The organism is Pedobacter sp. PLR (genome assembly GCF_026239675.1).
Lineage (GTDB): Bacteria > Bacteroidota > Bacteroidia > Sphingobacteriales > Sphingobacteriaceae > Pedobacter.
On the sequence record NZ_JAPIVQ010000001.1, the window covers coordinates 848287 to 869120 of the forward strand.

Annotated in this window: 17 protein-coding genes; 8 read left to right on the forward strand and 9 right to left on the reverse strand. The window is 39.5% G+C overall.

Annotated elements, in window-relative coordinates:
* The first annotated feature begins 58 nt into the window (after positions 1–58).
* Positions 59–349 carry a putative quinol monooxygenase gene (locus OQX61_RS03445; RefSeq protein ID WP_265840276.1) on the forward strand — a complete coding sequence of 97 codons (291 nt, stop codon included), beginning with the start codon at positions 59–61 and terminating at the stop codon, positions 347–349.
* Positions 350–352: 3 nt separating this feature from the next.
* Here the strand turns inward: OQX61_RS03445 and OQX61_RS03450 are convergent, their stop codons facing one another.
* Entirely contained in the window at positions 353–1117 is a 765-nt protein-coding gene (locus OQX61_RS03450) for a methyltransferase domain-containing protein (protein ID WP_265840277.1), read from the reverse strand.
* 396 nt (positions 1118–1513) lie between these two features.
* Here OQX61_RS03450 and OQX61_RS03455 point away from each other — a divergent pair, with 396 nt between their 5' ends.
* Together OQX61_RS03455 and OQX61_RS03460 are read left to right on the forward strand one after the other, a co-directional pair.
* Entirely contained in the window at positions 1514–2347 is an 834-nt protein-coding gene (locus OQX61_RS03455; protein WP_265840278.1) for a DUF6266 family protein, read from the forward strand.
* Between the two features lie 560 nt (positions 2348–2907).
* Positions 2908–3225: a hypothetical protein gene (locus OQX61_RS03460; protein ID WP_265840279.1), complete on the forward strand. Its 318-nt coding sequence runs from the start codon at positions 2908–2910 to the stop codon at positions 3223–3225.
* Positions 3226–3316: 91 nt separating this feature from the next.
* On the opposite strand, the gene OQX61_RS03465 is transcribed toward OQX61_RS03460, so the two are convergent.
* From OQX61_RS03465 to OQX61_RS03490, 6 genes are all read right to left on the reverse strand, one after another.
* Positions 3317–4660, reverse strand: coding sequence for a TlpA disulfide reductase family protein (locus OQX61_RS03465; RefSeq protein WP_265840280.1), 1344 nt, complete (start codon positions 4658–4660; stop codon positions 3317–3319).
* 26 nt (positions 4661–4686) lie between these two features.
* A complete protein-coding gene (locus tag OQX61_RS03470; RefSeq protein ID WP_265840281.1) occupies positions 4687–5553 on the reverse strand; it encodes a hypothetical protein in 867 nt (288 codons plus the stop codon).
* Positions 5554–5567: 14 nt separating this feature from the next.
* On the reverse strand, positions 5568–6932 hold the full coding sequence (locus OQX61_RS03475) for a RagB/SusD family nutrient uptake outer membrane protein (protein ID WP_265840282.1): 1365 nt from the start codon (positions 6930–6932) through the stop codon (positions 5568–5570).
* Positions 6933–6973: 41 nt separating this feature from the next.
* Positions 6974–10534, reverse strand: coding sequence for a SusC/RagA family TonB-linked outer membrane protein (locus OQX61_RS03480; protein ID WP_265840283.1), 3561 nt, complete (start codon positions 10532–10534; stop codon positions 6974–6976).
* Positions 10535–10660: 126 nt separating this feature from the next.
* Positions 10661–11815 (reverse strand): FecR domain-containing protein, encoded by a 1155-nt coding sequence (locus tag OQX61_RS03485; protein WP_265840284.1) that lies wholly within the window; start codon positions 11813–11815, stop codon positions 10661–10663.
* Between the two features lie 89 nt (positions 11816–11904).
* Positions 11905–12483, reverse strand: coding sequence for an RNA polymerase sigma-70 factor (locus OQX61_RS03490; RefSeq protein WP_265840285.1), 579 nt, complete (start codon positions 12481–12483; stop codon positions 11905–11907).
* Positions 12484–13051: 568 nt separating this feature from the next.
* On the opposite strand from OQX61_RS03490, the gene OQX61_RS03495 reads away from it, so the two are divergent.
* The 4 genes from OQX61_RS03495 to OQX61_RS03510 all read left to right on the forward strand — a co-directional run bounded on the left by OQX61_RS03495 (position 13052) and on the right by OQX61_RS03510 (position 18311).
* The gene (locus OQX61_RS03495) at positions 13052–14308 is read left to right on the forward strand and encodes a hypothetical protein (protein WP_265840286.1); all 1257 of its coding nucleotides are present in this window, start codon (positions 13052–13054) and stop codon (positions 14306–14308) included.
* A 58-nt stretch (positions 14309–14366) separates the two neighbouring features.
* Complete coding sequence (locus OQX61_RS03500; protein WP_265840287.1) at positions 14367–15413, forward strand: type II asparaginase; 1047 nt, start codon at positions 14367–14369, stop codon at positions 15411–15413.
* Between the two features lie 142 nt (positions 15414–15555).
* A complete protein-coding gene (aspA, locus tag OQX61_RS03505) occupies positions 15556–16968 on the forward strand; it encodes an aspartate ammonia-lyase (protein ID WP_347343838.1) in 1413 nt (470 codons plus the stop codon).
* Entirely contained in the window at positions 16965–18311 is a 1347-nt protein-coding gene (locus tag OQX61_RS03510) for an anaerobic C4-dicarboxylate transporter (protein ID WP_265840289.1), read from the forward strand. Before aspA ends, OQX61_RS03510 begins: the two co-directional genes overlap by 4 nt.
* A gap of 98 nt (positions 18312–18409) precedes the next feature.
* On the opposite strand, the gene hxlA is transcribed toward OQX61_RS03510, so the two are convergent.
* Both hxlA and hxlB read right to left on the reverse strand, forming a co-directional pair.
* Entirely contained in the window at positions 18410–19042 is a 633-nt protein-coding gene (hxlA, locus tag OQX61_RS03515) for a 3-hexulose-6-phosphate synthase (protein WP_265840290.1), read from the reverse strand.
* Positions 19043–19127: 85 nt separating this feature from the next.
* A complete protein-coding gene (gene hxlB / locus OQX61_RS03520; protein WP_265840291.1) occupies positions 19128–19718 on the reverse strand; it encodes a 6-phospho-3-hexuloisomerase in 591 nt (196 codons plus the stop codon).
* A 202-nt stretch (positions 19719–19920) separates the two neighbouring features.
* Between hxlB and OQX61_RS03525 the strand changes: the two genes are divergently transcribed.
* Positions 19921–20778 (forward strand): helix-turn-helix domain-containing protein, encoded by an 858-nt coding sequence (locus OQX61_RS03525; protein ID WP_265840292.1) that lies wholly within the window; start codon positions 19921–19923, stop codon positions 20776–20778.
* Positions 20779–20834: the final 56 nt, after the last annotated feature.

A 20834-nucleotide genomic window follows, 5' to 3' on the forward strand; every position in this document is an offset into this window, starting at 1 on the left:
TTATTTTCATAATACGGGAAAGCTGATTACTTTTGTGCTTTACAAAACCCGGAAAAAGATGAACATTAACTTAACTGCCATTATCAAAAGTACCGAAGGAAATGCGGAGGCGATGAAAGCCCTGTTGTTAGCACTACTTGCTGAGTCGAGAAAAGAGAATGCTTGTATTCAATATGACCTTCACCAGGATCAGGAAAATAAAAATGTATTTATATTCCATGAGATCTGGGAAAGTCAGGAAGGATTAGACCTGCACAATTCGCAACCTCATATTGCTCGTTTTATTGCAGATTCTGCAAGCATCATGGACGGTACGGCGGCAATTCATAAAATAGAAAAGGTGGCTTAATTTTTAAAACATCCCTGACATCAGGGTTCTTTTAAAAGGATAGAAAACAGGTTTTTCAGGATAATGTGTCTGAAGCCTGTTTTTATATTCATTTGCAAAACGAGTCTTCAGGTCGTCTGGAAGACGTTCTAAATACGGGATCATTGTGGTTCCCGAAGTCCATTCAAATATGGCATTTGCATCTGTTAAAACATGTGGGTAGATTTTCTCATAAACAGTCATTTCTTTACAACCTTGTTCAAATAAAATCCGGGCGTAGATTGCGATATCGAGAACGGACGCAATTCTCTCCCAACCATTTAATGCTTCTTTAAAAGGACTTTCTTTCGCGATTTCTCTGAGTGTCTGATGTGCAAAATGATCATGATTTGAGGGCATTTGAATTAGTAATTGTCCGCCGGAATAAAGTAAGGCAATGATTTCCGGCCAGAGCTGTTCATGGTGATCCAGCCATTGCAAAGCCGCATTAGAAAAGATCAGGTCATATTTTTCTCCGGATTGAATTTTCTCATTAATGTCTAAGTGTTCAAAATGGAGGTTTTCATTTTCAAAAACCGCAGCATCCCTTAACATTTCCATAGCCGCATCTATTCCCAATACCTTCGAGCCCGGTAATTCCAGCTGAATTTTATGGCTCAGCTCTCCGGTTCCACAGCCAAGATCTATCACTTTCAGATTTTCCCTTTTATTCAGCATTGCCAGCAAGTCATAAAATGGCGCGTAACGCTCTTCTTTGAATTTATTATATAGATCTGGATTCCATGCCATTGTATACTGATTTAGGATTCAGGTAATTTTGTTCGCTATTCAATTAAACAATAAAAACAGGCCAATAGTTTAGCTAGCCAGGATGATGGATACCTACGAAATGTGGTTCCTCAAACAAGAAACCTAAGCAAGTTAAGACTGCTTCCTATTAAACGCTACTATACCTTCGACATGAGATTATAGTTACATGGGTTTCTTTCCTGCTTTGACTGGAGGTTGATAGGGCCAAGTTGGGCCTATAGCCCTATCAAAGCCTTGAAGAACAGCCTATAACTTTCCTTTAGCACCTTAATAATTATAAGGTCATTAGCCGGATAACCCGAACATTATAACTATCTTCATGCTCATCAAACCGAACAGTACTACACTCAACCTCAAACCATTAACCTCTCTAACATGGCAATAGCTTCAAACGGTCCACAAGGCCACCTCAACGGAAAAGTAGGCAATCTTGTTTTTTATATGCTCAACGGTCAGCCTGTAGTACGCTTAATCGGCAGAAAAGGGAAACCAAGTACGCTTCAACTGGCCAATTATCAGGAAATGGCCGTCACCACCAAACTGCTTAAAAGAATGGCTGGGTTTATTAAACTAGGTTACGGCTTACAGGCCAGAGGGACCGTGCATAACGCACATAACTTAGCCACTTCCTACCATAAAAAACAGGCTTTAAAAGGTGAATACCCCAATATCAGCATCGATTACAGCAAGGTGAAGTTAAGTCAGGGCGTCATGCCGGAAACCGCTGATTTAAACATAAAAAAGTTAGCCGGCGGATTGGAAATCACCTGGGATCCAAAAGATTACGCAGGCTTACAGGACAACGACAGCGTGATGGTCATGATTTGTTGCCCGGAAACCGGAAAAGACCAGGAATACCTGAATGTGGCGAGAAGATCTGAGGGAAAATGCTTTATTCCGATGTATGAGAACCTATTGAATCAACAGATAGAACCCTATATTTCCTTTATTTCTGCTGATGGCGAAAGGGTGTCGGACAGTGTTTATCTGGGTAATCTGAATGGTGAAGGTCAAAATGCAGCAGAAAAACAACAGCAGGAGAAATACCAGCAGGTAAAAACAAGGTTTGATCAGGTGGAAGGTAGTTATTCCGCGCAAATGATAGCCAATTACGGCGAAAGACCCAAAACCAAGGTATTTAAATACCTGGAAAAAGAATATCAGGCACTCAAAAATCAACTGGAACACCTACCCGGAAAACCGGGCTAATCTGCTCCTCCTATTTTCTTGTTTTATCTGTTTTTCAGGTTAATCTCCTATCACAATTAGACGAATCTGAAACATCGATTCTCAAAAATCGCCAGCAAAATGAAGCGAAGGTCAGGCTATGCCTATGGCTAAATGCCAGGACTACCTCCTACCCTTCCTGATAGAAATTTCTTCTTATCCACCAGAAGACGCCAGATATTCATATTCATTTTCCTGATAATTGCGTTACAACTGAACGACATCTTTACAGTTATCAATTGCCTATTCCAGACTTAAACGTTGTGAGGGCAATTAGCTTATGTTCCAGATCTGTTCAACTGAACAACTCCACAACAACCTTACTTTAAGCCCATTAAGCAACCAAAGTATCAGTAAATTAGTACATCATAATTATTTGAGTTTACCATGATACTTACAAAATACCTGATTCCAAATTTTGCGAGAAAAAACAGCAGTTGCCATGGTACTCTCTATTTATTTAAATATTGGTTCCTAAAAAGGAGCGCCTAATATCCTTGTTATAATCTTTAGGCACAGGGAATGCAGAAACCCTAAATAGTATGCAACAATTAGAGTTTAGCTTTTTAAATTATAAAAGCACAAACATTATGGCATGGTTTCTTTATAACTCGCCCTTAAGCATTAGCAGTCCATCTAGCTACACTAAAGTACCTGGAATGCCGCAACTGCCACCTAATTGCTCAAATGGTCCTGATTTATGTGCAATTGAAGCTGAGTCCCTGGAAGGCACTGATTTACCAGACTTAGACACTGAAGGTTTACAGGATTCAATTATTGCAGCATTTGCGAACGATGCAGAACAGTTTCCTCAAGAGGATCCTCCGCGTCGTGGAGTAAAAATGAAAACGCAAGAGTAGGCTTAATTTAGTTTTATTTCATGAACTCCCGGGGGTAATCTCCCCGGGTTTATTTCTTTATAGCTATTTTTGAAACCACTTGTCCTGCTTCTCAGCGCTCATAAGCATCTCCCTCGGTTAAAATAAGTATATCCACAACTTTCATTTCTTCTTTTAAATCCAATCCATAAGCTTTCAATGCTTTCCTAATGGATAAAACATCTGTCCATGAACGGATAGTCAAATCCAAATCTACCGGATTTTTATACCCTGTTTCGTCAAAAACATAAGGATTATCCTGATATTGGTTTAGCCAATCTATTACACTTGAGATCGGTGTATTACGCAAGACTTTTAATGGTTTGTCAACCTCGAAACGAGCTGTTCCTCCTTTTGATTTTATTCTATCTATAGCATCCGTTCTAACCAGGATTAAGCATTTTCTACTGCGCTTTTCCCATCTGCAATGTAAGTTTAATAAGCAATCCAAATCCGCGATCATATCACTATACTCAGCCTTTTTACTTTGTCCATGATTTTTAAAAACCCTTTCATAACAGATTCCATTTTTACGAATCCACTCTTCCCGATACCCTTGTTTTGAATCAAAAATATATCTGGAAGGATCCTTTACTTCCAATAAAACCTGATTCAGATTAAATTTCAAGGAAAAAGGAGCAATTAGAGAGTCTTTTGGAATCAGCTCATTCCATAAAATATAATAGGCATTTAATATGGGATAATTAATCAGATAATTTCTTCGACTTCCTGTAACAGGATCATCAACAGAACCGATCTTAGTCTTTAATCCTTCAAAATAATTCCCTATTGCAGTATAAGTTAATAACCCTTTAGGATCAGAATATTGCTGTTGATCAACTTGAAATAAGGGTTGCTTGATGTCAAAAACAAACATATCGTTTTTAACCGGCCAACTGATTTTCTTCCCATTAAGTATGGCAGAAATATTTTTATCATTCACATATTCAGAATTTGTGATGGCCACAACTTTCCCTTTATTAATCCAGATTTCATGAGGAATACTGCGGTGTTTAAATAAATTTGAAAGCGCCTTATCTTCTATTACTGTGGGTAAATTTAGCCCTTTAGTATGCTTATTTTTCTTCCAGAATTCAGCAACTAATTGCTCCTTTTCATAGGTTACAGGCATGATCTCCAATTTAGCACCAAAAACCTTTTGCAATGAATCCATTTTGGGTAAGGCAGCTACACATCCACTACAATTTGTCGCCCAAAAATCAATAATTAACAGTTTGTCTTTGTAATCAGATAAATTGGCATTCTTTCTGGATGAATTAATAATTTTAGGAATAAAAGTATTGGGGACGAGATCCCCAACATTCATCATTTTCTCTTGTGCAAAGGCGGTATTCTTTAGACTAAAACAAGAAAAGACAAAAATACTTAAAGCCAGAATGTTATTATTTAGTTTCATAAATTTTAATTGGATGATTCAATTTTCTACTTGACAAAATTCCGCTCTTCAATAAGGAACATTTTAATTTCCCTTTCTTCTTCTTTCAGATCCAAATCATAAGCCTGTAAAGCCTTTTTTATGGAATTTATATCTGTCCAGGAACTGATCACTAAATCCAAATCAATAATTCCCTTATAACCCGTTTCATCTACCACAGGTAAATTCTCCACAAAAGAATTGAGTAGTTTCGTTAGGTCTTTAAAGTGTGCATTTCTAAATTGTTTGATATTTTCTGTTTTGTCAATTGCAAGACCAGCTCCCTTAGGCTTCAATTTATCAATTGAGGAAGTACGGTAGAGTACCAGACACTTCTCTTTACTGGTAATCGGCCCAAATTTCAATTTAAGCTGGTTCGCAACATCAAGCCTGCATACGTCTATAATTAAACCGGATTTACTTTTAGCTGGCCATATCATTTTCCATTCAATGGGCAGCAATGCTTCATAACTAATCAAGTTTTTACGTTCCCAATCTTCTTTATTTCCATAAACAGGTGACCATCTATAAATAGCAGGGTCTTTTACCTTTAGTTTGATATGGTTTGGACTATAAGCATTAAAATTCCCTAAATGACCATAAAGCCCTAAAAGAAAGTCTACTTTAGAGAAATTAATCATAAGAAAACGGTGTGTTTTGGAAATGCTGTCTGGAATACCTTTTAAATATTGTCGGACACCATCTCTATATCCTGAAATTGAGGAGTATCGAAAAAAAAGGTGGCTATTTAAGTTTTCGCCTTTAAAATTCAAGAGAGGCCGTTTATTATTAATAACAGCCACCGGGCTAACCTGTGCAATAACAGGAACTATAAAATGTAAACAAAAAAATAAACTGAAATAAATGATTTTCATAATTGATCGTTATTTTATCTGGGATTTTGTATGAGTCTTGTACGATTCATCACATCTAATGGAATTAACAAGGTATACCGTAAATCATTGGCTGGAAGCGAGAACACCTGGGTCTGTCCATTTACAACTGCAGACCTTGATAAAGTAATGGCCTGATTTGGGTCGGGATTCAACCTCCTTAAATCACTCCAACGCAAACCTCTAAAGATCAACTCCTTTCTCCTTTCTGCTAAAATAAGTTTAAGCGCTTCATCTGCATTTGATGCGATAAAGTTCACATTTCCAGCCAGCCATCTCGTTTTCATAAGGGTATTTAAATCAGCTAATGCTTCCGGTAATTTCCCATTCCGGGCGTAACATTCTGCCCGGATTAAATACATTTCATCGGTAGCAAGCCCATTAAAAAAAGCAGCCGTAGTTACTGGTTCATAATTCCCGGTGAATCTAAAATCTGTACCACTGGCTTTAAAAAAAATCTTTTTCCGAAGATCATTTGCGTCGTAAGAATTGTACAAATTTAGATTCACCTTAGCTGAATTAGGACTTATCGTAACTCCGGGGGTGAGCAGAGACTGAAAAATAACCTCTCCATTAAATCGGGCAAAAGGAGTTGTTGAGGTGGTGCTAATGGCATTATAATTCATCAGCGTACTGTATTTTTTTAAACAGGAATCTGCGTAAATACCAGCCTGATCATAGTTCCGCATAGACAAGTACACACGGGCCAATGCTGCAAAAGCAGCAATTTTATTAGGTCTTGATTTTATACCGGAGGTGTAAGGCAATAGTGAAACAGACTCTTTAAGGTCTTGAGTAATTCGATCATAAACCTGCTGAACAGTTCCCCGGTCTGAATCATAATCAATATCCGGACTTAGACGGAGAGGAATCCCAGGTTTTGAAAGATTAACTGTAGTATATGGATCCGCATACAATTGAGCTAAATTAAAAAAAGAAAAAGCTCTAAAGAACAAAGCAGATCCTCGTAGTGTGTTGTGTTGAAGCACATCTGTATTATCTTTTAAATTATCTAAAACCTGCAATGCTAAATTGGCATAGTAAACGACCCTATATGAGTTAAACCATTGTGAATTAGATGTCGGTCGCTGGCTATTACCAGCCCAGCTATAGATGTTTTTTTCTTCGGGAGCCAACGCATTATAGTTGTCATCCAATAAAAAGTAATTATCAGCAGATGCCTCTCCATCGCTGGGGTATCCCATATTCATAACTGTGTAAGCATCTAAGACGGCCTGAACATCTGCAACTGTAGACACTTTTACCAACTTACTATCAGACCTGACGTCCAGAAATTTTTCACATGACATTAAAGACAGGAAAAAAAATGACAGGAAGCATAAGATTTTATGATTTTTCATTTATTTTACGTTTTTTTGAGAAATAATAAAAATTTAACACCCTAAAAATTAGCAGTTAAACCAAAAGAAAGAGACCTGGAGGGTGGTAATCCCGTTCCATATTCTGGATCCAACTTTTGGTGGTTGGCACGCCATATAATCCCAATGTTATTGACATTAGCATAAAACCTTAAATTCTGAATTGATTTGAACTTAGGAAAAGTATAACTTGCTGTGATGTTCTGTAAACGGACATGATCTCCTTTTTCAATCACTGTGGCTGATTGCTCATAAAAAGCATCCCGATCCGGATTTACGGGATAAATCGAAGAGGGGACATTTGTTTTTTTCTCATCCCCGGGCACCTGCCATCTATTTGCATACTCTGCCGGCGCATAATTAGAAAAGAATAAATTGGTATAGTTTAGTCCCTCTCTCCTAAAATAATAGCCTAATTTATAGGTTAAATTCGCAGAAATAGTTATCCTTTTATAATTCAACTCATTGCGTAATGCCCCAAAATAAACCGGAACAGAGGATCCGAAGTATTCAAGATCCTTCACCGCTACCTTTAAAAGGTTGGTATAATCTTTACTTATTTCTCCATTTAAATATCCTTGAGGATCTCCGTTAACAGGATCCAAACCTCCCCATTTATAAGCGAAAACAGCATAAGCATCCTTTCCTTCAATTGGATTTAGAAAATTAGAAACATTTATCACAGATGAAGAATTTGTTCTCGGCAACAAGTATTTTGTAACTTTTGTTCTGTTATAACTAAAAAGAAAGCTGGTATTCCATTGGAAATCTACTGCGTTTATATTTTTAGAATTTAAAGTCAAATCAATACCCTTTCCATGAATATTGGCTGTGTTAAAAGTCAATTGCATGAATCCTGTAGTAGGATCAACCGGAGCACTGCTGATTAAGTCTACCCCACGCTTATCATAATATTCAACAGAGCCCGACAAGCGGTTGTTTTTTGAGCTAAAATCAATACCATAATTCACAATACCCACCTTCTCCCAGCGCAAACTTGGGTTTGGAGGATTTCCTGTCAGCAAAAAAGGAAGACCTGTAATTGGGTTAGGAGGATTGTAAGAGCCAACAGCATAATCGGTTACACTACTGTTTACATTACCACTAAATCCATAAGTAATTCTGACTTTTAAATAAGGAAGAATTTCAGATTTATAAAATTTTTCATTTGAAATGTTCCAGGCTAAACCTGCTGACCATAAAGGAGTACCTCTTTTATTTGTCTTAGTACCAAATACATTTGAAGCGTCCTTACGGATACTCGCACTTAAAATATATCGCTTATCATAACTATAAGATCCATTGGCAAAAAGAGAGGTAAACCTATTAGCCATCTGCCCCATAGCTCCTGGATAAGGGATTGCTGATGTACCGCCGAAGTACAGCGGCTTATCTGTATCCTTAATGTCCACAAATACAAATTGACGCGTCCCCTCATCATATCCAAAATATCTATCTATGCGAGTTTCATTTTGATTTTTTTTTCCTTCCGCCCCAATAAGTGAATTAAACTCATGTTTGTTCCAACTCTTGTTTATATTTAACTGGCCTCTTAAAGTTTGAGCATTAAAACTACTTACCAGTGGGTTGTAAATTGCCCCTAGGGGAATTGACCTGCTGAAGTTAGCCGGATTGGTATATCTATTGATAAGATCCCGGCTAATATAAGAGTCCGCTCTGTATAAATCGTTACCATCAACAATGGAATTCTGGTACTGATACTTAATATCAAAGTTAAAAATCGAATTGATTTTATAATTAAGGCCGAAGTTAAGTAAGACATCGTTTCCCTTACTACTCCATCTACTCTGATCCATTTCATCTAAAGGCTTGTAATGCCAATCTAATAACCCCGGAATATTAGCCAAATTATCGACATGACTGTTTCTCCGAAAATTTACCGGTGACAAATGATTACCCTCCTCATCAGCCAGTCTAGCATAAGGATAGGTTATTCTCGGATTTGAGCCTGTAGAACCATAAGCGAGGTTGCTTTCTAAGCCACTATCAATAATGTGATTTTGAGTATACAGAATTCTCGTTTGCAACTCCAAATTAGGAATTGGTTTATAATTCACATTGGATTGTAAGGACAGACGGTCATAATTAGAGGTTACCAGAGAATTTAAATTCTTATCATATCCTGTGGAGAACAAATAAGAAACATTCTTACTGCCTCCATTTAAATTCAACGCATACTGTTGGTTGGTTGCGTTTCGATAAACATATTTCAAGTAATCATCCCTAACATCATATTGCTTTAATGTCTCTATTTGTTGGTCAATTAAAGTCCTTCCCTCTATATCATTTACATCTAGCGCTCTTTGTTTCGCTAAAAGCTCTACTACCGGAGTTAAAAAAGGAAAAGTAGATTGGTTATTAATCTTGCTATTATAAAAACCCTGGTTAAAAAGGAATCGTTCCACATCAATAAAATCCGGGGTACTAATTCTCCTCATATAGAATAAATCAGGTTTCTCCGAAATTGTCAGATTAGTATTTAGAGACACCTTGATTGGTTGTTCAAAAGCCCCTTTTTTCGTCGTGATCACAATAACACCACTACCAGCTCTTGCCCCCCAGATAGATGAAGCAGCAGCATCTTTCAATAAAGTAATGCTTTCTACATCATTTGGATTTATATTGTTCAACTCTCCATCATAGGACATATTATCCAAAATCACCAATGGTTTCCCCTCTCCTGGTTGATTGTTGAAGGAGCTTATTCCTCGAATCATAATGTTGTTAATTGGACTTTTTCCATTGGCTAATGCCGTCCGGGTTTTAAACTGAACCCCTGTCGTGATTCCATCCAATCTGGAAAGTACATCTGTACTCACTACTCGGTTGAACAGCTTATTATCAATCTTCTCAAATGAGCCTGTTGCTCTTTCTTTGGGCAATTCCTGGTACCCGGTACTCACAATACTCACCTGTGATAAATCTGAATTCACAGTGCTCAATTTAATCTTCATCACTCCATCAGCATCTGCTCTTTTTAAAGTAATCTCCTGAGTGACAAACCCGATATAAGAAACCTGCAACACTCCATTTACCGGAGCATAGATATAAAAACTCCCTTCATTACTGGTTAAAGTCGCTTTACTTATTCCTTTAACTTTTATAGAAGCACGTGGCAAAGGAAGCCCTTTATCGTCCAAAATGGTTCCTTTAAAAAGCAAAGTATCTGCTACATTTTTACCGGATATTTTTTCCGGCGCCAAACTTTTATGAGACACCATAACCGCTTTATCTTTTAGCAGATAATTCAAAGGTTGGCCTTCAAAAATTTGTTTTAAAACAAGGCTAAGTTCTTCTGCTTTTACATTTATAGTTACTTTTTTAGCTTCCGCTAAAACCTCTCCGGTAATCATAAAATCAATCCCGGTCTGTTTACTAATCTTCTTAAATACACTAATCAGGCTAGCATTTTCCTCATTTAACGTGATTTTCTGAGCAAATGTAGCGGCAGTCACCTGCATCAAACAGGCCGTCATGATGATGATCATTATTTTCATGATCCTGAAAAATTGTTTGGCATAACCGGATAGTTTACACCATTTTTCTGTGTAAATTTTATACATTTAGTTGTTTAGTTTAGTTGAAAATCGGTTCTTCGATACATTGGTAAACTGAACGTTGGGTTAGATTATATTCAGCATTTCTAACCTTTTTTATTACCAATTGGCTGGTTAATTTATGGTAGAAGTTTACTTCATTACCGTGACCTCCTTCCCTTCTATTTTAAAATGAACTGATCCTGTATACTCCAACATTTCCAGTACTGCAGATAAGTTTCTGTGCTGTGACACCCTGCCATTAAATTGGTCAGCCGGTCTGTCTCCTTTGTATTTTACTTCCACATTATACCAGCGTGCGATTGTCCTCATTACTTCCTCAATATTTTCCCCGTTGAACTGAAAATATCCATTCTTCCAGGCGATCTCTTCTTCAGCGTTGACTTGTTTAACTGTAAGTCCATTATTCGCTAAAGCAGCCTGCTGCCCGGGCTCAAGTACAAATCTGGTAGAAGAATGGTCGCTATTCAGCTGCACTTTACCTTCTAACAAAGTGGTTTTAACCGCCAGTTCATCCGGATAAGCATTGATATTGAAATGTGTTCCTAAAACCCGCACTTCTTGTTGTTGTGTTTTCAGGATAAAGGGATGTTTAGGATCCTTAGCGACTTCGAAATAGGCTTCGCCGCCCAACAACTCCACCCTTCTATTAACTAACCTGGCAAACGAGGAAGGGAATTTAAGTGTTGATGCGGCATTCAGCCATACTTTTGTGCCATCAGGTAAAATAATCTGATATTGTCCACCTCTGGGTGTTTCAATGGTATTATAAAGCAAATCCGCATTTGCGGTCTTCCCTACCTGATCTGTGATTTGATAGAATACTTCTCCGTTGACTTGTTTAGTAATTTTAACTCCTGCTTCCTGAGCAAGTTCACCGTTCTTTGCATCGGAGAGCGAAATACGCTGTCCGTTTGCCAAGGTTAGATAAGCCTTATTGTCACCCGGAGCAACATCATTGCTATATTTTGTTTCGGGGATGAGCTCCATTGGTTTTGACTTCAAAAAATAGTATGTGAAGCCGGATAAGAGTAAAACTGAAGCCGCTATTAATTGCCAGCGACTTACCCGGGATTCCGCGGTAATCCGGGTTCCAAAAACACTTTGCTGCACCGGAAGTTTCCTGCGCATTTCTTCCTGAATGGCTTTCAGTTCTGTTTCAGAATATTCGCGGACATGTTGGTGCTGATATTGGAAATACCACTGATCAAATAAGAACATTTCCTCCTTACTGGAAGTTCCACGGTGTATCTTTTCAAGTATCGCATTTGCATCTTTCTCTTCCATTGTGAAAAGGAATTTAATGACCCTTTAGTACCATATCAGTTAAGACTGGTCATAGGGTAAGATGAAATGAAAAAAAATCCTGATCAGGCTTAATGCCAGAATAAAAGTATCAGGTAATGGATGAATCCCAAACGGCTCCTTAGAATTTTTAAAGCATTTTTGATTTGTTTCCTTACCGTTTCTTCTGAAATCCCCAGTTCATCAGAAATCTGCTTATAGCTTTTATATTCCCTTCTGCTCATCAGGAATATTGCCCTCATTTTTTCTGGAAGTCGATTGATTTCGCGTTCTATCAAATCCGACATTTGTTTCTCCCGTATTGGTTCATCAGACAGATCTGTGCTTTGCACTGCAAACTCTTTAAAAGACTGAACATATCTTGTTCTCACTTCCTTAAACTGAAGCAGGTTAACAAATTTATTCCTCACACAGGTGAAAAGAAAAGCGGCAAGATTTCGTTCGGGGTTAAAATCGGTATGCTTCAGCCATAAGTCGATAAAGATCTCCTGAACCGCATCTTTTGCTTCTTCCTCATTGCGCATCTTTTTTGAAGCATGTAAAAATAACAGGGGTTGATAACGGTTGAAGATTTCTCTGTAAGCCAATTGGTTCCCTTCTTTTAGCAGGGTACCAAGTTCAGCATCTGAAAATGTATGGTACAATCTCATTACCTATTAGTATTCATAAAGCTGATTAAATACAATTATTTTTTTTTATAGGTGAGCAACACAGTAAAAGTAATGATTTTCTATACCAATATTAAAAATATATTAACACACAATTGATTATCCGTATTTAATCCCCGTATTAATTTCATAAAAACCCTCTTGTATTTGCAGGCATTCCCGCCCATTTACACTATCGAATTACGACCTTTCTTCTGCTAGCCAGCAAATTATCTCCAGATACGAACCTAATCAAAAGTGTTTCTATTAAATAGCTTCCTTACCAGGGTAATCATTTTCACCATGAGCACCTATAAATACAATAAAGTTAATACAAAACCGCATCTACATGGAAATCAGCCGATAAAAATACATTTCAAATTATTACAATAAATTTCAAACTTTTATAGCCTATAGGGGTTGTTCAAGAAACAAAAGTATTTCCTTCATTCTGCTACCTCTTTATGAAAAACTACTCCGTACGCTTGCAATTGCTATTCATAGCGATGTTAAAGGATTTTTTCTTTTTGAAGGATTACTCATGCCGTCATTTCCCCTTTAAATCGCAACTATGAATACAACCTTTACTAAAGTTAAAGTTTCCTTTGGGTTGCTGCTGGCTGGCTGTTCGTTAATCACAACACAGGCACAGGCACAACTCATCAAATATGAAAGCAAAGACTCGCTGAATGGCAAGCCCAGGATCAGCTCTGCGTTGATTGGCCGGTTAAAGCTCAATGGCATTTACGATATCAGTGGAAATCTCCATGGCAACAGCTCCTTTCTCATCCATGACAATGATGTTTTTGGCCGCAATAAACCCGCGTTTTGGGTGGATATGCGCCAAAGTCAGATTCGTTTCACGACTACTAGTCAATTGAAAAACGGCAAAGAGATCCGGGCAATGCTGGAAGGTGATTTTGAAGGCGGCCCTAACCGGACTTCCTTATTCAGGTTGCGTCATGCCTGGATCAAGTACAACAATTTCACATTAGGACAGAATTGGTCGACTTTTGGCGATCCTGATTTATGGCCGGCAAGTTTATTGGATTGGGACGGCCCTACCGGAATGGTACTGAGCAGAAGAATCCAGCTGAACTACAAAAACAAATTCAATCCTGAAGGCAGGGCCGGATATGAAGTTGCGGTGGAACAAATGGAGCCCCGCAGACTGTTCGACTATACCAGCAGTGAAGACCTCGGCGTAGATTATGCGCCAAGAAGGATGCCGGATGTGATTGGTGCTTTGAGGTATGACTACGACAATGGTGGCTTCTTAAAGGTTGCCGGAATCTATAGAAACATCGGTTACGATTCAAAAAACGTATTGGAAAGTGCCCCCGACTTTAAATTTAAATCGGCAAACGGCTGGGGTCTGACCGGTATGGCCAGTATCTTTTTCAATAAAAAATCCGGTTTGGTAAATAACCTACAAGCTCAATTTAATGTAGGAAAAGGCATTGCAGATTATTTTCTGGCAGTTGGCGGTTCTGGATTAGATGGTTTCGCCAATGAGAACAAATTGGGAGAATTAAATCTATTGAATGTACACTCCGGTTTCATTTCTTACCAACGTTTCTGGACGCCTAAATTCCATACGATGGTTATCGCTTCTTACAACCATTTCTCTGGTGCGGAAGCTACGGCAAGTCCATGGAATGAAATGACCAATTATCACTTCACGCTAAACTTTTCTTACAACATACTGGACAATTTAATGGTGGGTTTTGAGCCTCAAACCGGCTATAAAGAACTCCATTTGGATGAGGGTATCAAAAAAGGAAAAGATGCGCTGCGCATCAACTTCGGCATGTTATACAATTTTTAAAAACATCAATCCGCAATACAAAACATCAATCTACAATACAAGTTATAAATCTACAATTATGAGAAAACTACTGTCCCTTTTAGTAATGGTCCTGTTGCTGCAGGTAGCGTATGGCCAAAAACCAAGAATCATTATACTTGCTACCGGTGGAACTATTGCCGGAGAGGGCGCTTCCGCAGATCGTGCGGGATATACGGCAGGTAAAATCCCTGTTTCGGCATTGATTGGCTCTATACCTACGATTAGCCAGATTGCGGATGTGAGTGGCGAACAGATTTCCGCAGTAGGAAGTCAGGATATGAGCCTGGAGATCTGGAAAAAATTAGCCTTGAGAATCAACGAGATTTTCAGTAAAAAAGAGGCGGATGGCATCGTGATTACCCATGGTACGGATACGCAGGAAGAAACGGCTTACTTCCTGGATTTGGTGATTTCATCGGACAATCCGGTCGTTCTTACCGGTTCAATGCGTGCTTCTACAGCGATCAGCGCAGATGGTCCTAAAAACCTCTTTGATGCCATTACTGTTGCTGCAAACAAAAAAAGCAGGAACCGTGGAGTATTGGTATCCTTCAATGAGTCTATTTTCAGCTCGAGAGATGTGACCAAATTGAGTACCACGAAAGTGAATGCATTTGGTTCGCCAAACAGCGGTCCGGTTGGACAGGTTTTCGATGGAAAAGTAGAGTTTTATAAAACTTCCGAGCGTCGTACCCCACATATTGCCCCATTTACCATTGATAAAAACACGGTTTTCCCTAAGGTGGAGATCGTTTATATGTATACTGATGCCTCCCCTGTGTATCTGGATGTCCTGATTAAAGAAAAAGTAGCAGGAATCGTGATTGCTGGTGTAGGTAATGGAAATTTCTCTAAAGGCTTTACCGCAGCGGTTAAAAAAGCGGTTTCGGATGGCATTGCCGTTTGTCGCGGAAGCAGGTGTATTTCCGGCCGTGTGGTAGAAGATGGAGAAGTAAATGATAAGGAATTAGGAACGATTGTTTCCGATGACCTGAACCCTCAAAAAGCAAGAATCCTGCTGATGCTGGGCTTGACAAAAACACATCAAGCTGCTGAACTACAAAAATATTTCCTTCAATACTAATCCTTTCTCCGATTAACCCCGGGCACATTGTTCCGGGATTTTTCACAGGATCAAAAGAAGCTGCGTCATTAACCTGATGCTTTAATATTTCAAACAAAAACAAGATTTTAACTATCAAACTTATACTATTTAATTTTATACTATTATGGCAACTTTTCGAATTGAACACGACTTTTTAGGCGAAAAAGAAATCAGCAATGACTGTTATTATGGCGTTCAAACGATGCGCGCAAAAGAGAACTTTGACATTACCGGAATTCCGATTGGTTCTGAACCTCTTTTCATCCGGGCTTTTGGTCACGTTAAAAAAGCGGCTGCACTGGCCAACAGAGACCTTGGAATTTTGGATGCTAAAAAAGCGGAAGCCATTGTTTATGCTTGCGACAGGCTAATTGCCGGTGAGTTTACCGATCAGTTTATCAGTGATTTGATTCAGGGTGGTGCCGGTACTTCAACCAATATGAACGCCAATGAGGTGATTGCGAATCTTGGTCTGGAATATTTAGGTTATAAAAAAGGAGATTACGTTCATTTACATCCAAATAACCACGTTAACCTTTCTCAAAGCACGAATGATGCTTACCCAACGGCATTCAGAATTGCCGTTTACCTGAAAATCAATTCTTTCGCTCTTGCGCTGGAAGAATTACAGGAAGCATTTTTCTTCAAGGGGAAAGAGTTTAAAGATGTCCTGAAAATGGGAAGAACGCAACTTCAGGATGCGGTTCCGATGACTTTAGGTCAGGAGTTCAACGCTTTTGCCACGACTTTAGGGGAAGATGTATTGCGTATCAAAGAAGCTGCATTGTTGATTACCGAAGTAAATATGGGCGCTACTGCCATTGGTACAGGCGTAAATGCACCAGAAGGATACTCTGCTTTATGCGTTAAATACTTAGCGGAAATTAGTAAGGTACCTGTGGTTCTTGCAGCAGATTTAATTGAGGCTACATACGATACCGGTGCTTTAGTGCAGTTGAGTGGCACCTTAAAGCGCAACGCGATCAAGTTAAGTAAGATTTGTAATGATTTAAGGTTGTTGAGTAGCGGACCAAGATGTGGTTTAAACGAGATCAACCTTCCTCCTATGCAACCGGGTTCTTCGATCATGCCGGGTAAAGTAAATCCGGTGATTCCTGAGTTGATGAACCAGACTTGTTTCTATGTGATTGGTGCAGACTTAACGGTTACAATGGCTGCTGAAGCCGGTCAGTTACAATTAAATGTAATGGAACCAGTAATTGGAATGGCGCTATTCACTTCCTTGCAATATCTGACAAAAGCTTGTCTGACGTTAAAAAATAAATGTGTTCTGGGCATTACTGCGAATGAAGAACACTGTAAAAATATGGTGATGCAGAGTATTGGTATTGTAACTCAGTTGAATCCAATTTTAGGTTATGAAGAATGTGCTTCTATTGCTAAGGAAGCGCTTAAAACAGGCAAATCTATTTACGAGATTGTGGTGACCGAAAGAAAGCTGATTACCCAGGCGAAATGGGATGAGGTTTATTCAATTGATAACCTGATCAACCCTAAATTCATCTCACAATGATCTTCGTCCAGCTCGGCATATTACTGGCCATGATCCTAATCGGATCACAGATGAAAGGTATTGGACTCGGGGTGATGGGCATGGTAGGTTTAATGATTTTTGTGCTGGTGTTTAAAATGACACCGGCCGAGCCTCCTGTTGCCGTATTGTTGATTATCCTTGCAATTGTAACCACCGCTGCCACTTTACAGGCGGCTGGTGGTTTAGACTATCTGGTCAGTATTGCAGAGAAGATCATTAGGAAAAACCCTGGCCAGATTACCTTTATTGCTCCTTTCACCACTTATTTCCTTTGTCTGTTTGCGGGGACTGCACATATCGTGTATTCTCTTTTACCGATCATTGCGGAGGTGGCGGCGAAGCAAAGAATAAGACCTGAAAGACCTTTATCGGTTTCTGTGATTGCCTCTCACCTGGCGATTACGGGAAGTCCGATGAGCGCGGCTACAGCTTCGCTTGTGGCGATTCTTGCTTATTCTACGGCGTCGATAGACATCATGAAGATTTGTATTCCTGCTTCTATTGTGGGGATATTTGTCAGCATTCTGGCGGTACGTAAAAAGGGTGTAGAGTTGGATAAGGATCCGATATTTATTGAGAAAATGAAAGACCCTGAGTTCGCACGCTCTATGGATCCTACGGATACCAGTGGTGGCGAAAGTCATTATCAAGCTGCTCCAGGGGCTAAAATTGCCGTTGGAATATTTGGATTGGCTATTCTGATGATCATTCTCTTCGGTGCATTCCCTCATTTGGTACCCAATGTTGGCGGTGCAAAAAGCTTTAGCGTAAACGCGGATGGGACCATTACGCTGACAAGTCTGATTATTATGATCACCTTATCGGCTTCTGCCCTGATGATGCTGATCACTAAAACTTCGGCAACAAAAGTTGCCAAAATGAGTTTGTTCACTTCCATGGCTACCGCAGTCGTTTCTGTATTGGGTGTGGTCTGGATGAGCGCAACTTTTATGGCAGCAAATGAAGCCGCGATTGCACATACTTTTAAAGATATTGTTTCTGAACACCCATGGACTTTTGCATTCGCGCTGTTCATTATGGGCGCTTTGACGTTTAGTCAGGCGGCAACAACCAGAACGATTATGCCGATGGGTGTTGCATTAGGAATTGTAAATCCGCATTTGATTGCGATGTTCCCTGCCGTTAGTGGCGATTTCTTACTCCCAGGCTACCCTACCCTTGTTGCGGCCATAGATTTTGACCGGACAGGCAGTACAAAGATTGGAAAGTATGTACTGAACCATAGTTTTATGCTACCAGGGCTGGTGGCCTTATCGGTAGCTATTCTAGTCGGTTTTGCATTGACCGGGATTTTCTTTTAAGAGCAGGTTCTTTTAGGGGAAAGCGTCTTTTAAAATTACAACAATGCCCCAGAATCACCAGGATTTTGGGGCATTGCTATTTAACATTTTAAAGCTGATTAAGCTGCATCAATTGCTTCGCGCAATGCTTTTGCTGCTGCTGCCGGATCTTCTGCTCCGTAAATTGCAGCACCTGCAACGACTACTGAAGCACCTGCTTTAACTACTGCTGCAACATTATTAATGTTTACACCACCAGCTACAGAAACAGGAACACCTACTCTTGCTGCTTCGTCAATTAGAACCTGGATAGAATATCCCGGTGCCCATTGCTCATCTAATCCTGCGTGTAATTCTACAAATTCCACACCTAATTTAGTTACTTCCTGTGCGCGTCTAACACGGTCAGGGTAACCAATTGTGTCTACAACCACACCTTTACCGTGTGCTTTTGCTGCTTTAACAGCACCGATAATTGTTGCATCTCCAACAGCTCCCATTACGGTAACTAAGTCAGCACCTGCTTTAAAAGCGATATCTGCTTCTAATTCACCAGCATCAGCTGTTTTCAAATCTGCGAAAACCAGTTTATCAGGGTGTGCGTTTTTCATCGCTGTGATTACTGCTGAACCCATGTTTTTAATCAGTGGAGTTCCCAGTTCAATAATATCTACATAAGGGGCAACTTTTGCTGCCAATGCCAATGCTTCTTCTGTTGTTAATAAATCGATTGCTACTTGTAATTTTGCCATAATGATTTTATATAATAAATGATTTAATTCGTGATTGTTGCGGGTTAAACCGGGTTTAACTCCGATTTAATTGCGCTTAGTCGGTTTACTCCAGGTTTGCATGTCTTTTCCAGAGTTCGGCATTTGGGGTATCCTCCATTTTCCATAAAGATTGAAATACGGCATCTGTCAGCAACAGGAGAAACTGTTCGAATAAGCTTCCTGCATATTGCCTCGAGCGACTGCCTTCATGGTCTTCTTTTTCCGCAGCGGGGATTAGTATCAATTGATCTGCAATATTAGCCAGTAAGGACTGTGTCTGCGTAGATAGTGCAACAACCGTTGCTCCTACTGAGCTGGCTTTTTCTGCTGCTTTCACAATGGAACTGGTTGTACCAGATCCTGAGGCTGCGATCAGCAAATCACCTTTTTTTATAGCCGGAGTAGTTGTTTCTCCAACAAAGTGGACATTTAATCCCAGGTGCATCAAGCGCATTGCTGCTGAGCGCATGGCGAAACCGGAACGTCCTGCGGCGATGATAAAAATATGGTTGGCCGTTTTAATGGTGTTTGCAAAAGTTGCTACTTCATTAAAATCTATCTGCTTTAACAACCAGGTATTTTCCATTAGTATCATTTCGAGGTTGTTACGAACCTCTTTTGCCAGTTGTTTGTCTGTTGTTGTAGTGACCTCCATTGTAAACGTTTTTAATCTGCTGTAAAGGTAGGCCGGGTTTTCTGCCCCCCTGTTACACTATCAGCCATTTATATGGGACAATCAGGAAACCCGGGGCTTTAAAAGTCATCGTTAAGCCACAAAAAAGAAGGTATTTCCGAATAGTCCACCGTAATTTCCAAATCGTCCCATGCGGTAGGCGGAGAGTACTTATCTTTATATCATGATGAATGTTGCATTACCGGCGGGTCTGGAAAAATCACTGATTTATATTCGTAATCTGGGCAATTGTCCACCGAGTTACCTGAATGATCCGGGAAGGAAAGACTTTTTTGAGATCGTGTGGTTGAAGAATGAAGATGCTTTGCATGCCTTAAAGGATACCGATCTGGATCCTAAAGGGGATTGGATTTACCTGATTCCTCCGTATCGGGTGCATCAATTGAATAAAGCCGGAAAAAACGGGGAGTTGATTTCTTTTAAGCGGGATATGCTGGAAGAAGAGGACAAAGAGTTTCTTTTAGATCTCTTTAAAATTTTCAATGTGCAGGGCGAGTTCTCTTGTCTGCGGTTAAATGAGGCTGCTGCTGCAGAACTTTCCGGGATTTTCAGTCTACTGGAAAAGGAGTATGCGAATCACAGCATGACTATGGTTAAAGCTTTACTTAAAGTTTTCCTGTTGAAGTTGATTCAGGTAAAGGAACATGATTTCACCAGTCAGGATATCCATCAAAAGCGCGTTTATGAGTTTTTAATGCTGCTGGAAAGCAATTACCAGCAAGTGCGAAACACAGACTTTTATGCTGGGAAACTGGGTATTAGTTCCAAGCGTCTGAATCAGATTCTGAAAGAGAAACTGGACAAAACGGGGATGCAGCTGATCCATGACCGCATTATTCTGGAAGCGAAACGGAGTATCATTCATAGTGAGATTACCATCAAAGAGATCGCTTATGAACTGGGCTTTTCTGACAGGCCATATTTCAGCCGTTTCTTCAAGAAACAAACCGGTCAGACGCCGGAAGAGTTTCAGAAACAGGCAAAGGAACACATTAAAGTTAAATTCAACACCCTGGTTTAAACCCATATATTTTTATTGGACACGACGCTGGTTTTTCTTGAATTTAGCGCTTATTT

Excerpts from the sequence above, each read along its gene's own strand:
- OQX61_RS03485 (WP_265840284.1), bottom strand. The coding sequence starts at position 11,815 with ATGGAAGAGAAAGATGCAAATGCGATACTTGAAAAGATACACCGTGGA.
- OQX61_RS03475 (WP_265840282.1), bottom strand. The coding sequence starts at position 6,932 with ATGAAAAATCATAAAATCTTATGCTTCCTGTCATTTTTTTTCCTGTCT.
- OQX61_RS03510 (WP_265840289.1), top strand. The coding sequence starts at position 16,965 with ATGATCTTCGTCCAGCTCGGCATATTACTGGCCATGATCCTAATCGGA.
- OQX61_RS03465 (WP_265840280.1), bottom strand. The coding sequence starts at position 4,660 with ATGAAACTAAATAATAACATTCTGGCTTTAAGTATTTTTGTCTTTTCT.
- OQX61_RS03450 (WP_265840277.1), bottom strand. The coding sequence starts at position 1,117 with ATGGCATGGAATCCAGATCTATATAATAAATTCAAAGAAGAGCGTTAC.
- OQX61_RS03445 (WP_265840276.1), top strand. The coding sequence starts at position 59 with ATGAACATTAACTTAACTGCCATTATCAAAAGTACCGAAGGAAATGCG.
- OQX61_RS03525 (WP_265840292.1), top strand. The coding sequence starts at position 19,921 with ATGATGAATGTTGCATTACCGGCGGGTCTGGAAAAATCACTGATTTAT.
- OQX61_RS03500 (WP_265840287.1), top strand. The coding sequence starts at position 14,367 with ATGAGAAAACTACTGTCCCTTTTAGTAATGGTCCTGTTGCTGCAGGTA.
- OQX61_RS03455 (WP_265840278.1), top strand. The coding sequence starts at position 1,514 with ATGGCAATAGCTTCAAACGGTCCACAAGGCCACCTCAACGGAAAAGTA.
- hxlB (WP_265840291.1), bottom strand. The coding sequence starts at position 19,718 with ATGGAGGTCACTACAACAACAGACAAACAACTGGCAAAAGAGGTTCGT.
- hxlA (WP_265840290.1), bottom strand. The coding sequence starts at position 19,042 with ATGGCAAAATTACAAGTAGCAATCGATTTATTAACAACAGAAGAAGCA.
- OQX61_RS03460 (WP_265840279.1), top strand. The coding sequence starts at position 2,908 with ATGCAACAATTAGAGTTTAGCTTTTTAAATTATAAAAGCACAAACATT.
- OQX61_RS03480 (WP_265840283.1), bottom strand. The coding sequence starts at position 10,534 with ATGTATAAAATTTACACAGAAAAATGGTGTAAACTATCCGGTTATGCC.
- OQX61_RS03470 (WP_265840281.1), bottom strand. The coding sequence starts at position 5,553 with ATGAAAATCATTTATTTCAGTTTATTTTTTTGTTTACATTTTATAGTT.
- OQX61_RS03495 (WP_265840286.1), top strand. The coding sequence starts at position 13,052 with ATGAATACAACCTTTACTAAAGTTAAAGTTTCCTTTGGGTTGCTGCTG.
- OQX61_RS03490 (WP_265840285.1), bottom strand. The coding sequence starts at position 12,483 with ATGAGATTGTACCATACATTTTCAGATGCTGAACTTGGTACCCTGCTA.